Here is a 12650-nt window from a genome sequence, read left to right as displayed (position 1 = left end):
CATGGCCGGGCATGCCAGTCTGCATGCCCGGTTGCATTTCGCCCCGCCGCCCCCATCTGTTCGGCATTCGCAACACCGGAAATCCGCCCATGTCCTGGACCGCCTCCCTGCCCGCAGTACGACTCGATGCCGCCGGCCGCATTGCCGATTTCGGCGCCCCTGCAGCCGAGTTGACTGCGCTGGCGCAAACCGCCATTGCCTCACCGCTGACGCAATTCGGACTGATCCGCTTCAGCGGCGAAGAAACCGCCGCCTTCCTGAACGGCCAGCTGTCCAGCGATGTGCGCAACCTCAAGCCCGATGAAGCGCAATATTCAAGCTACTCCACACCCAAAGGCCGCATGCAGGCCAGTTTTCTGGTCTGGCGTCAGGGCGATGATTACCTGCTGCAGATCGCTGCCGAGCTGCAGGCAGCCATCCAGAAGCGCTTGTCGATGTTCATCCTGCGCACCAAGACCCGCGCCAGCGACGCCAACACCGAGATCGCACAAATCGGACTGGCCGGCCCCGCAGCCGCCGGACTGGTGCGCGCAGTTGGTGGTGAAGTACCCGATGCCGCGCTCAAGGTCTGGCATGGCGATACCTTCAGCGTGATCGCGCTGCCCGGCCAGCGCTACCAGCTGGCGCTACCTGCCGGGCAGGCTGCGGCATTGTGGGCGCAATTGTTGGCGGCCGGTGCCGTGGCAGCGGGCGACGACGCCTGGCGCCTGAGTGAAATCCGCGCTGGCAGCCCATGGATTACCGCTGCCACGCAGGAAGAGTTCGTGGCACAAATGGCGAACATGGAATTGATCGGCGCGGTCAGCTTTACCAAGGGCTGCTATCCGGGCCAGGAAATCGTCGCGCGCACGCAGTATCTGGGCAAGCTCAAGCGCCGCATGTACCGGGTGCATATCGCCGCCAGCGCAGCTGCAGGCGATGACGTCTACAGCGCGGAAATGAACGGTCAGGCCAGCGGCAAGCTGCTATTGACGGCGCCGGCGCCGCAGGGCGGGATCGAGGCGCTGGCAGTGGTGCAGATTGCATCGCTCGAACACGGCCTGCATCTGGGCGCACTCGATGGCCCGGCATTGACGGTGCTGGACCTGCCCTACGAGGTCGCATAAGCACACAGCCCAAAACGAGCGTTTGCTGAAAAACCCGGCACAAGCCGGGTTTTTTGCGCCGGCTTCGCTATAATCGCGCGACACTTTGAATCAGCAAGGATGAAACAGATGGGCTTTCTCGCCGGCAAGAAGATTTTGATTTGCGGTCTGCTGTCCGACCGCTCGATCGCCTACGGCATTGCCACCGCCTGCAAGCGCGAAGGCGCTGAACTCGCCTTTACCTATGTGAGCGAAGACCTGAAAGACCGCGTGGCCAAGCTGGCTGCCGACTTCGATTCGAATATCGTGCTGCCCTGCGACGTAGGCAGCGACGAGCAGATCGAGCAATTGTTCGTACTGCTGAAATCGCACTGGGACAGCCTCGACGGCCTGGTGCACTCGATTGCCTTCGCCCCGCGCGATGCGCTCAAGGGTGATTACCTCGATGCCGTGACCCGCGAAAACTTCCGCATCTCGCACGATATCAGCTCGTACAGCTTCGCCGCGCTGGCCAAATCCGCCCGCCCGATGCTGAACGAAAACGCCGGCCTGATCACGCTGAGCTACCTGGGTGCCGAGCGCGCCATCCCCAACTACAACGTGATGGGCCTGGCCAAGGCATCGCTGGAAGCCAATGTGCGCTTCATGGCGGCATCGCTCGGCTCGGAAAAGGGCATCCGCGTCTACGGCATCTCGGCCGGCCCGATCAAGACGCTGGCCTCTGCCGGCATCTCGGGCTTTGGCAAGCTGCTGAAGGCCGCTGCCGACGCCACACCGCTCAAGCGCAACGTCAGCCAGGAAGAAGTGGGCAACGTCGCCGCCTTCCTGATGTCGCCGCTGGCCTCGGGCATGACCGGCAACATCGTCCACGTCGATGCCGGTTACAGCATCGGCGCACTGTCGCTGGGCGAATCGGCCTGATTGGCAGGCCACCACGAAAAAGCCCCGCAACGCGGGGCTTTTTCTTGCCTGCAGCACAACAACGCTACAGTCCGGCTACCGTCAGGTACTGCGACAGACCGTACAGGGTGCGGCTGTTCAGCGCGAAGTTGAAGCCCCCCACGCGCAGCAGCGAGTACGGGCCGATGCTGTCGTTCAGGGCTTGCAGGCTGGCCGGCAGCAGGCTGTTGACCGGCCGCAGGCTGATGCCCAGATTGGTACCCTGCGCGCGCTGCGCAGCCTGATCCAGCGTTTGTTCGGCCGTGGCCAGTTGCGTGCCGACCTGATCCGGGTTGCCGGCCAATGCGCTCGCCAGCGCTTTCTCGTTCACCTGCAAGCTGCCGTCTGCCGCCCGGCTGACACCAATGGCCGACAGGCCGCTCAACTGCCCTGCCGCCTGCGCAAGCAATGCCTGCGATTGTCCGGCCTGATCGCCGCCTGCCTGCGCCAGCTGTTTTTGCGCGGTGTTATAAGCCGCCACCAGACCCTTGAGCGAAGCGGACAGCGCGGCGGTATCGCGATTCAGGTCCAGTCTGGCGCTGCCGGTGTCATTCAGTGTCAGCACCGTACCGCCAACCTTGTCGGCGACGGTATTGCTGGCGGCCACAATGGTGCGGCCGTCCACGGTCACGCTGGCATTCTGCGCGGCCTGTGTCTGGGTTGCTCCGCCGGCAGCGGCGCCTGGCGTGAATGCCAGCTGCGAGAGTCCGCTGTTGTTGGCGTTGCTGCCGTCGTCATCACTGACCTGGATGCGGAAGGCGGCCTGCTCGCCGGTCTGCGTGCCGGTAATGCGCAAGCGGCTGCCGTTGCTGTCGCTGACCACGCTGGCACTGATGCCCGCGCCGGCCTGGTTGATGCGCGCGGCGATACCGCTCGGGCTGGCATCGGCCGGGTTGATGATGATGGATTTGGCATCGCCCGCCGGCTGGAAACCGCTGGCACTGACCCGCCCCAGCTGTATGGTGAGCCGGCCAGTGCCGACGACGGCATTGCTGCTAGGGGATGTCTCGACCTGCTGGGCCGTTGCCAGCTGGTTGACGATCACCGTTTGCTGCTCCGGTACCGTGGTCTGTGCATTGCCGGTGGCGCTGACGATCTTGTCATCACTGCTGCTCACCTTCACCGGATAACGGGCTGCATCACCGGCATAGGGCTGCAGGGCCTGGCGGAAGTCGCTGAGCGCCTGCCGCGCCTTGCCAAGGCTGGACAGGCTGACGTTGTCGATATACCGGCTGGAGAGCTGGCCAACATCGATGTTGCCGGGCGCAACCGACTGAGAAACCGAGCGCACAGCCCCCGCCCCCAGCAGCGCGTATACGCTGTCCAGATTGCTGCCCACTGCAGATTGAGACTGCGCAGCATAAACGCGCTGATCGCCGTACAATCCAGTTACAGGGCTCAAGGAAGCGGCCATGGCAAACCTCCGTCAGTCTGACGTGCCACGCTTTCACTTTACGCCCCAAGTCAATGATTGAAAAGGGAAAGCCGACGATGTGCCAGTTGCTGGGCATGAGCTGCAATGTGCCGACCGACATCGTGTTCTCGTTCGAGGGCTTCCGTCGTCGCGGCGGGCTGACTGATGAACACGCCGATGGCTGGGGCATCGCATTTTTTGAGGAGCACGGCTGCCGCATGTTCCTCGATTACCAGGCCTCGGCCACCTCGCCCGTTGCCGATCTGGTGCGCAACTATCCGATCAAGAGCCGCAACGTGATCGCGCACATCCGCAAGGCCACGCAGGGCGTGACCTCGCTGGCCAACACCCATCCTTTCCAGCGTGAGCTATGGGGGCGTTACTGGATTTTTGCGCACAACGGCAACCTGACCGCGCTGCCGCCACTCACCGGCAGCCGCTTCCTGCCGGTGGGCAGCACCGACAGCGAACATGCATTCTGCTGGTTGCTCAATCATCTGGCAGACGAATTCCCGACCATGCCTGCGCTGGCGGTACTGCATCGCCGCCTGGTTGAACTGACGCGGGAGCTGGCCGCACTTGGCACATTCAACTTCCTGCTGTCGGATGGCCGCGCGCTGTTCGCGCATTGCAGCACCAATCTGCACTATGTGGTGCGGCAGGCGCCGTTCTCGACCGCACATCTGTCCGATGCCGACGTGCAGATCGACTTTGCCACCGTGACCACGCCGCAGGATCAGGTCGCCATCATTGCCACCCAGCCGCTGACCGACAACGAATACTGGCGCCCCATGACTTCGGGCGAGCTGTTGATGTTCGTGGACGGCCACCCGCGCCCCTTGCTGCCCGCCAACGCTCACGCGTCGTGATGGTGCAGCTTGAGTGCGGCGTAGACGTTGTCGTCAAAATACTCGCCACGCTCATCCAGCTGCTTGAGCTGGTAGGCCAGCTTTTCCAGCGAGGTGTGGCCGGTCTTGAAACGATCACGCACCTTTTTGATCAGCATCGCGCGTGAGGCGATCTGCTCGCGCTTGAGCTCGATCTGCTTGCGCTCGCGCCGGTGGGCGCCCTTGGACAGCGCCAGCCAGACCATGCCCGGAATGGCCAGCCACCACCATTCCACAAACAATGCGCCGATGGCCACACAGGCAATCAGCAGATACCACACCTGATCGGCATGCTCGAAGCTCGCCCAGCGTGACAGCGATGGCCACCGATTGGGCAGCATGGCCGCCAGACGCATTTCGTCGGCCACATCACGCTTCTTGCTGGCCAATGCCGCATCAAGCGCCAGTGTGACAAACCAGTTGGTCACGATCTGGCAATGCAGCCACGGTGTGTCCAGATAAGCCTGCAAATGCTCGGCATACTGCTGGCGGAAATCATCGCTGGCCAGCGGCGGCACGGTGTCGTTGTACGGTTCGCTGACCGCATGCTGCACGGTGAGCGGATAGCCGGCAATGTCGATCAGCATGCGCCGCCGCTCTGCAAGCAGCTCGGATGGAATCGGGTGCTGCGGATGATCCAGCCGCGCGTAATGCCACAACAACTGCTCCAGCCGCGAGAAATCCGGCACCTTGCCCGCCGCGCTGCGCAGCTGGCCGCGCAGCTGCAGCAGCTCCATGCGGACCTCGCCGGCAATCGGCTCGGCCTCGGGCACCCAGGCGTGCGACAGCAGCGTCTCTACCTTGTAGAGCGTTTCGTCATAGTGGCGGTAAAAACCATCGCGAAAGCGGCCCAGTTCTTCACGGTCGCGATGCTCGTCACCGCTGAACAGCGGCGGCGTGGGCGGTGCGCGGCGCAGATCCAGCGCGATGCGGTTAATCTGCGTTTCAAAGTCGCTGAATATGCCGGCCCGCGCAAAGACCGGATTGAGCTCGTGCTTTTTGCTGCGCCACTCTTCCAGGGCCCTCCAGATGCTCCACTCCGCCATTGCCTGCTGGTTTCCCGATCCGATGGTTACGTACGATGTCGCAGCTTATTCGATCCGGCACACATCGGCAAAATCCAGCCGTGGATTGCGTGCGTGCAAACGGGCCGGATCGCCGTAACCCAGGTTGATCAGGAAGTTGGAACGCCAGTTGGTGCCAGCAAAAAAAGCCTCATCGACCTTGGCATTGTCAAAACCCGACATCGGCCCGCAATCCAGGCCCAGCGCGCGTGCGGCCAGCATCAGATAGGCGCCCTGCAGGCTGCCATTGCGCATGCAGGTGGTCTGGATCGACTTTTCGTTGCCGACGAACCAGCTCTTGGCATCGGTATGCGGAAAGAGATAGTCCAGCTCTTCATAGAATTCGAGATCGTAGGCCACGATGACCGTCACCGGCGCAATCAGGGTCTTGTCGAGATTGCCTGCCGACAGCGCCGGCTTGAGCTTTTCCTTGGCCGCTGCCGACTTGACGAACACGAAACGCGCCGGCGAGGCATTGGCCGACGTCGGCCCCCACTTGAGCAGGTCGTACAGCGCCTGCAGCGTGTCATCGCTGACCTCGCGCGGCAGGAAATGGCTGTAGGTGCGGGCGGTGCGGAACAGTTGGTCGAGCGCCTGGGCGTCGAGGGCGGTGGTCATGGTCAATCCTTGCGTTTGAGACGGGATTCAATGGCGTCGCACAGTGCGGTAAGGACGGCGATGCGTGCGTGTTGTTTGTTGTTGGCGCCGATCAGGTGCCAGGGTGCGATGGTGGTGCTGGTACGCTCGACCATATCACTACCGGCAGCGATGTAATCATCCCACTTGTCGCGGTTGCGCCAGTCTTCCTCGGTGATCTTGAAGCGCTTCCAGTCGATGGCTTCGCGCGCCTTGAAGCGCGCCAGTTGCTCATCCTTGTCGATGGCCAGCCAGAACTTGACCACGATCACCCCGGCATCATCGAGCTGGGCCTCGAAATCGTTGATCTCGCCATAGGCACGCAGCCATTCGGCCGGGGTGGCAAAGCCTTCGATACGCTCGACCAGTACGCGGCCATACCAGGAGCGATCGAAAATGGTCAGCCGGCCGCAGGATGGCACATGGCGCCAGAAGCGCCACAGATAGGGCTGGGCTTTTTCCTCATCGGTCGGCGCGGCAATCGGGACCACGCGATACTGGCGCGCATCCAGTGCGCCGGTAATACGGCGAATGGCCCCGCCCTTGCCGGCGGCATCCATGCCCTCGAACACGGCCACCACGGCATGGCGGGCAAAACGCGAATCACGCACCAGCCCGTTCAGCCGGCCCTGCAGCGCTTCGAGCTGCTGCTTGTAGTCCTTGATGGGTGCATGGCCGAGCGGCAGGGTATCGAGCAGGCGTACACCATCGATCGACGGCTGCAATGGTGCGGCATCGGCACGACGCTGTTTGATCGAATCACGCGCCAGATGATGATTGACGGCATCAAGCACTTGCTGGCCGATGCTGAGCGCCCGGTAATTGGCATCCCAGCCCTCCACCACGCGCCACGACGAATCGGCCTGGTTGGTGCGCGTGAGCAGCTGTTCCGCATGCTGGGCATTCTGCTCGTAGTGCTTGAGGAAATGCTTGTCTTCCTTGCTGACGCGCCACGCGGTCAGCGGATCGGCCTCCAGCGTTTTCAGGCGCTTTTTCAGGCGGTCTTCCGACAGATGCAGCCAGAACTTGAGCACCAGTGCGCCGTCGTCGGTCAGCAGTTTTTCCAGCCGCAGAATGCGTTCGATACGGCGCTCGATCTGCACCTGGTGCCGCTCGCTATCCCAATGCCATAGCGGGTCGGCATACCAGCTGCCGAACACGATGCCTATGGTGCCCTTGGGTGGCAGCGCGCGCCAGAAACGCCAGAACGGCGGGCGGGCCGCTTCTTCATCATTGGGCGGATCGAACGCCAGGGTGCTGATGTGCCGTGGGTCCATCCATTCGGCCAGCAGGTTGGCAATCTCGCCCTTGCCGGCGGCCGGCATGCCGGCGAGCACGATGATGACCGGAAAATCACCGCGCCGCTTCAGCTCGACCTGCGCCGCCAGCAGGGCTTCGCGCAACGCAGCCTCACGCTCTTTGTAGGTGGTTTTGTCGATGGCATGGCCCAGCTCGGCGGATTCAAACATCCAGGACTCCTGCGTGGCTGCCGGCGGCAGCAGGGTGAGCAATGGCACGGCTGCAAGCCGCGCCTGTCGGCTTCATTATGGCGGGATGACAGGTACTTGGGGGGATGAACGGCAAGAAAAAAGGGAAGCATGAGCCTCCCCTTTTTCACCTGCCCCGTAACGGGGCCGACGGGCCGAGCCGGTACTCAGACCGAGAACGACGAGCCGCAACCACAGGTCGATTGCGCGTTCGGGTTCTTGATGGTGAATTGCGAGCCTTCGAGGCTTTCCACATAGTCGATTTCAGCGCCAACCAGATACTGGTAGCTCATCGGGTCGACCAGCAATTGCACGCCGCCCTTTTCAACCGTGGTGTCGTCTTCGTTGACGATTTCATCAAAGGTAAAGCCGTACTGAAAGCCCGAGCAGCCACCGCCGGTGACGAATACACGCAGCTTCAGGTCCGGATTGCCTTCCTCCGCGATCAGCTCGGCCACCTTGCTGGCGGCGGAATCGCTGAAATTGAACGGGCTGGGCATTTCGGTCATGGTGGCCGTGGTCATATCGGGCTCCCGCTGAATAGTTGACTAAGATAGTAGGATTATCGCGCCGATGCGTCGCCGGGTCAATGCACAGGCGCACTGCACATTTTACCGGCCAGGCCCGATACAACCCCCGTCCTATTTATCCTTGGCGTCTGCCGGCTTGTCTTCCGGCGTCACCACGCGGGCGCCGGCCAGCGGCAGCAAACGGCCCTCGATCACCGCGCCGGGGTGCATTTCCAGCACCTTGTAGGTCAGATCGCCCACCACACGCGCCCTGGGTTGCAGCTCGACATACTGGGTCACCTCCAGCGGGCCGACGATCTCGCCATTCAGGATCAGGTGACTGGCCTTCACACGCCCTTCGATACGCGCTTTTTCCGAGACCACGAGGGTGCCGTTCTTTTCATCAGCGCTGGTGACGTTGCCGATCACGCTACCATCCACGCGCAGACCGCCGGCAAATTTCATGTCGCCGGAGAGCACGCTGCCGTGGCCGATCAGGCTGTCGATTTTCTGGCTACCTTTCTTGTTCTTGAACATCGCACTCCCCGTCATGGTTTCTTGTTGCACTGGGCGGCCGGCTGCGGCTGCCCGTCTATGGTAAGGCCGGCTTCAAGCAAGTTGGGGCGTACGCCCGCCGGCAATTCGATATCGCCTTCCAGCCGGCCATAGTGGCGAAAACGCACCGGCATGGGTTTCACGTCCAGCCGCTTGGGCTTGCCGCCCTCGGCATATGCAATCTGCAGCGCCAGCTGGCCGCTGAACTCGGTTGCACGATCCACCCCCTGCACGGCCAGCAGCCGCCAGTGCCAGCGTCCGGCGGTGTCGCCTGGCAGCAGATCGCAGGCGGCAAAGCTGACCGGCCGGCTGCGATCATTGCTGGTCAGCAGGGAATCAAAAAAACTCAGCGACTGGCGCGCCTGCGCGGCTTCGCGCTCGGCATTGGCCACGGCGCTGGCCAGCGCGGCGCGGGCAGACTCGGACACCATCAGCTGCTGGCGCAGGCTTTCTTCCTGCGTGCCGGCCTTCTCGAGTTTTTCCTGCAATGCACCGAGGCCGCGTGTCTCGGCACGCAGGCGCTCGCCCGCCGCTTTCAGACCCTGATCGTAGCCAAACCACAGGCCAGCGGCAGCGGCCCCCGCCAGCAGCAGCAAAGCAGCCAGCAGGCGCAGCAGATACGCACGCCAACCCAGGGATGGACTCAGGCTCAGCGGTCGCGACGTCAAGCGCGCCCGCTGCATGCGGTACAGCCGTTTCAGCGGCATCGCAGCTTAGGGCAGCAGCGGTACGACTTCGAGGCCCTGCGATTCCGGCAGGCCGAACATCAGGTTCATCACCTGCACGGCCTGGCCGGAGGCGCCCTTCACCAGATTGTCTTCGACTACCAAAATGACGAGCAGATCGCCATTGCCCGGGCGGTGCACGGCAATGCGCGCGATATTGGAGCCACGCACCGAGCGCGTTTCCGGGCACGAGCCAGCCGGCAGCACATCAACAAAGCGCTCATCGACAAAGCGCTCTTCAAACAGCTTTTGGAAGTCGGTATCACGCCCTTCCGGCTTGATGCGTGCGTAAATGGTGGAGTGGATGCCACGGATCATCGGCGTGAGGTGCGGCACGAAGGTCAACGATACCGGCGCACCGTGGATCGCGCTCAAGCCCTGATTGATTTCCGGGGAGTGGCGATGGCCCTTGACGCCATAAGCCTTGAAATTGTCGCCTGCTTCGGAGAACAGCGTACCAACCTCGGCCTTGCGGCCAGCACCGGATACCCCCGACTTGCAGTCGGCAATCAAGGTATTGGTTTCGATCAGTTGCTTGCCGCCTTCCAGCAGCGGCAACAGGCCCAGCTGCACCGAGGTGGGATAGCAACCAGCCATGCCGATCAGGCGCGCCGACTTGATTTGCTCACGGTTCACCTCGGCCAGGCCATAGACGGCCTCGGCCAGCAGATCGGTGCAGCTATGCTCCATGGCATACCATTTCTGGAATTCGGCCGGGTCTTTCAGGCGGAAATCGGCTGCGAGGTCGATCACCTTGACGCCGGCAGCCAGCAGCTCGGGCGCCTGCGCCATGGCCACACCGTGCGGGGTGGCAAAGAAAACGACATCACACGACTTCAGGTCGGCCTCTTCCGGGGTGGAGAAGGCCACGTCGACCCAGCCGCGCAGGCTGGGGAACATGTCGGCCACCGGCATGCCGGCTTCCTTGCGCGACGTGACGGCGTGCACCTTGACGCCTTTGTGCCCTGCCAACAGACGCAGCAATTCAACGCCGGTGTAACCCGTGCCGCCGACGATGCCAACCTTGATCATGTTCCATTCCCCCTAGAGACAAGGGCTCAATCATAAAGGAAAAACGCCCGGATTCGGGCGTTTGAATGCGGCACTGGTCGCTGGCGACAATTTGGCACGCAAAAAGCACAAAAGCCGCCCGAAGGCGGCTTCTGTTGCGGCAAATCCCGGGCGATTAACGCTTCGAGAACTGCTTGCGACGACGGGCGCCGCGCAGACCGACTTTCTTACGTTCAACTTCACGTGCATCGCGGGTCACCAGACCTGCCGACTTCAGAGCACCCTTCAGGTCTGCGCTGTAGTCGATCAGGGCACGGGTCAGACCGTGGCGCACTGCACCGGCTTGGCCGGTTTCGCCACCGCCAACCACGTTCACCAGTACGTCGAAGCCTTCCAGATTGGAAGTCAGGACGAGCGGCTGGCGCACGATCATGCGGCTGGTTTCGCGGCTGAAGTATTGGTCAACCGGCTTGCCGTTCACGACGATGTTGCCGCTGCCCTTCTTCAGGAACACGCGAGCAACGGCGCTCTTGCGGCGGCCGGTACCGTAATTGTATTTACCTACCATTTTGCAATTCCTTAGTTCGGCCGCTTAGACAGCTAGCGTCTTCGGTTGTTGCGCTGTGTGCGGATGCTCGCTGCCGGCATAAACCTTCAGCTTCTTGTGCATCGCGTAGCCCAGCGGGCCCTTGGGCAGCATGCCCTTGACCGCTTTTTCCAGCGCACGACCCGGGAACTTGTCTTGCATCTCGGTAAAGGTGCGCTCATAGATACCACCCGGATGGCCGGTGTGGCGGTAGTACTTCTTCGATTGTGCTTTGTCGCCGGTCACGCGGATCTTGTCTGCGTTCACTACAACGATGTAATCGCCGGTGTCGACGTGCGGAGTGTACTCGGCTTTATGTTTGCCGCGCAGACGCTTGGCGATTTCAGCCGCGAGACGACCCAGCACCAGATCCGTCGCATCAACGACGAACCACTCGCGCTTTACCTCGTGCGGCTTGGCAGAAAAGGTTTTCATGACTGCTAATCCACGTTTCTGATTTTGAGAAAGTCGCAAAGTCTATCGCAGCCGACAAGGCCGTGTCAAACCATGCTTAAACGATGTACAAAAAAAAACGCAACCCGTACGGATTGCGCTGAATTCCACCAAAGAAGGAGGATGGAGGAGACGGCAACAAGGCGTGAGCCCCGTTGCCAGCTTTCATTCTCCCAAAGCTTATTCAATTAAGCAAGCCCTTCTACACAAGTTAACCAACCAGCATGGCTGTAGGCGCTTTCAGCGAGCTACAATGCGGCCCTGCTTACGAGAGGATGCAATGATGAAAACACGTTTGAAGTGGGTCGAGGCTGTAAGCTTTCTGGCCGAATCGGGCTCTGGCCACGCGGTTTTGATGGATGGCGCCCCCGAGGGCGGCGGCCGCAACCTGGGCCCGCGACCGATGGAACTGGTATTGATGGGTACCGTCGGCTGCTCGACTTATGACGTGATTCACATCCTGAAAAAAGGTCGTGCCGATGTGCGCGACTGCGTGGTGGACGTCGACGCAGACCGCGCCGAGACCGATCCCAAGGTGTTTACCCGCATCCACATGCACTTCACGGTCACCGGCCGCGGGCTCAAGCCCGAGCAGGTGGAGCGCGCGATCAAGCTGTCGGCCGAAAAGTACTGCTCGGCATCGATCATGCTGGCCAAGACGGCCGAGATCACCCACGACTTCGTCATCGTCGAGGCTGACTGAGCCGCACCATTGCGGTGCACCCACATATGTCAGTGGTATTAAAATGGGCGCCGTTTGTCGCCCTGGCAGCTACGGCGGTCGTGCACCTTACTGGCTCGCGTCAGCGTTAACTTGCACCATTGTGTGTAAGTCGACCTGCTGAACTACGCATTGACCCCATTCGCACCCCTACCGTTCGTCGGCCCACTTTCATGACAAAGGCATTTACCATACTCAGTGGGCAACCCTGCCTGGCAACCCCATGCAAAGCGACCGGGGCTGGCGACGCAATGAATCACGCAGGACGCTGTCCCAGCAAACAAAAAACCCGGCCATGGCCTAATGCCAGTCAGTTAAGCGCTAGCCGCTGGTATTGAGTTAAAAAGAGGACGTGATTCACGCCCTCTTTTTACATGACCCCCCTGCACCACGAACTCGCACATACCCTGAGCCGGATCCCCACCAATCTGGATCGACTCAGTACGCTGATCGACCCCGACTGGATCGAACAAGCCCTCTCATCGTCCGGTAAAGCCTCAATCCGCAGGCGCAAGCTGCCAGCTGAACATGTGGTCTGGCTCGTCATCGGCCTTGCCCTGTTTCGTAATCTGCCCATC

15 protein-coding genes are annotated in these 12650 nt (G+C 61.8%); 5 read left to right on the top strand and 10 right to left on the bottom strand.

Features of this window, described 5'->3' with window-relative positions; genetic code table 11:
• Positions 1-89 precede the first annotated feature (89 nt).
• Positions 90-1106: a CAF17-like 4Fe-4S cluster assembly/insertion protein YgfZ gene (gene ygfZ / locus B9A19_RS08745; protein WP_176216859.1), complete on the top strand. Its 1017-nt coding sequence runs from the start codon at positions 90-92 to the stop codon at positions 1104-1106.
• A 108-nt stretch (positions 1107-1214) separates the two neighbouring features.
• Positions 1215-2006, top strand: a complete 792-nt coding sequence (locus tag B9A19_RS08740) for an enoyl-ACP reductase FabI (protein WP_084090569.1) — start codon at positions 1215-1217, stop codon at positions 2004-2006.
• Between the two features lie 64 nt (positions 2007-2070).
• Here the strand turns inward: B9A19_RS08740 and fliD are convergent, their stop codons facing one another.
• Positions 2071-3438 carry a flagellar filament capping protein FliD gene (fliD, locus tag B9A19_RS08735; RefSeq protein WP_084090412.1) on the bottom strand — a complete coding sequence of 456 codons (1368 nt, stop codon included), beginning with the start codon at positions 3436-3438 and terminating at the stop codon, positions 2071-2073.
• 77 nt (positions 3439-3515) lie between these two features.
• On the opposite strand from fliD, the gene B9A19_RS08730 reads away from it, so the two are divergent.
• Positions 3516-4307, top strand: coding sequence for a class II glutamine amidotransferase (locus tag B9A19_RS08730; RefSeq protein ID WP_084090411.1), 792 nt, complete (start codon positions 3516-3518; stop codon positions 4305-4307).
• Here B9A19_RS08730 and B9A19_RS08725 read toward each other — a convergent pair.
• From B9A19_RS08725 to rplM, 9 genes are all read right to left on the bottom strand, one after another.
• Positions 4295-5371, bottom strand: a complete 1077-nt coding sequence (locus B9A19_RS08725; protein WP_084090410.1) for a hypothetical protein — start codon at positions 5369-5371, stop codon at positions 4295-4297. The two genes, B9A19_RS08730 and B9A19_RS08725, sit on opposite strands and share 13 nt — an antisense overlap.
• Before the next feature lie 45 nt (positions 5372-5416).
• Positions 5417-6007, bottom strand: a complete 591-nt coding sequence (locus B9A19_RS08720) for a malonic semialdehyde reductase (protein ID WP_084090409.1) — start codon at positions 6005-6007, stop codon at positions 5417-5419.
• Positions 6008-6009: 2 nt separating this feature from the next.
• Positions 6010-7494 carry a polyphosphate:AMP phosphotransferase gene (gene pap, locus B9A19_RS08715; RefSeq protein ID WP_084090568.1) on the bottom strand — a complete coding sequence of 495 codons (1485 nt, stop codon included), beginning with the start codon at positions 7492-7494 and terminating at the stop codon, positions 6010-6012.
• Positions 7495-7679: 185 nt separating this feature from the next.
• Positions 7680-8012, bottom strand: coding sequence for an iron-sulfur cluster insertion protein ErpA (gene erpA, locus B9A19_RS08710; protein WP_373278004.1), 333 nt, complete (start codon positions 8010-8012; stop codon positions 7680-7682).
• Positions 8013-8153: 141 nt separating this feature from the next.
• Positions 8154-8558 (bottom strand): bactofilin family protein, encoded by a 405-nt coding sequence (locus B9A19_RS08705; protein WP_084090407.1) that lies wholly within the window; start codon positions 8556-8558, stop codon positions 8154-8156.
• A gap of 11 nt (positions 8559-8569) precedes the next feature.
• Positions 8570-9244 (bottom strand): DUF6776 family protein, encoded by a 675-nt coding sequence (locus B9A19_RS08700; protein WP_139798747.1) that lies wholly within the window; start codon positions 9242-9244, stop codon positions 8570-8572.
• Positions 9245-9289: 45 nt separating this feature from the next.
• A complete protein-coding gene (gene argC, locus B9A19_RS08695; protein ID WP_084090405.1) occupies positions 9290-10333 on the bottom strand; it encodes an N-acetyl-gamma-glutamyl-phosphate reductase in 1044 nt (347 codons plus the stop codon).
• 154 nt (positions 10334-10487) lie between these two features.
• Positions 10488-10880 carry a 30S ribosomal protein S9 gene (gene rpsI, locus B9A19_RS08690; RefSeq protein ID WP_084090404.1) on the bottom strand — a complete coding sequence of 131 codons (393 nt, stop codon included), beginning with the start codon at positions 10878-10880 and terminating at the stop codon, positions 10488-10490.
• A gap of 24 nt (positions 10881-10904) precedes the next feature.
• Complete coding sequence (gene rplM, locus B9A19_RS08685; protein WP_084090403.1) at positions 10905-11333, bottom strand: 50S ribosomal protein L13; 429 nt, start codon at positions 11331-11333, stop codon at positions 10905-10907.
• 301 nt (positions 11334-11634) lie between these two features.
• On the opposite strand from rplM, the gene B9A19_RS08680 reads away from it, so the two are divergent.
• Together B9A19_RS08680 and B9A19_RS23285 are read left to right on the top strand one after the other, a co-directional pair.
• Positions 11635-12054 carry an OsmC family protein gene (locus tag B9A19_RS08680; RefSeq protein WP_084090402.1) on the top strand — a complete coding sequence of 140 codons (420 nt, stop codon included), beginning with the start codon at positions 11635-11637 and terminating at the stop codon, positions 12052-12054.
• A gap of 392 nt (positions 12055-12446) precedes the next feature.
• A partial coding sequence (locus tag B9A19_RS23285; protein WP_176216858.1) for a transposase domain-containing protein occupies positions 12447-12650 on the top strand: 204 nt, incomplete at its 3' end.

The sequence above is a fragment of the Andreprevotia lacus DSM 23236 genome, from assembly GCF_900176275.1.
GTDB classification, from domain to species: domain Bacteria; phylum Pseudomonadota; class Gammaproteobacteria; order Burkholderiales; family Chitinibacteraceae; genus Andreprevotia; species Andreprevotia lacus.
Note: the sequence above shows the minus strand (reverse complement) of the source record. Positions and strands in the feature narration are given on the sequence as shown.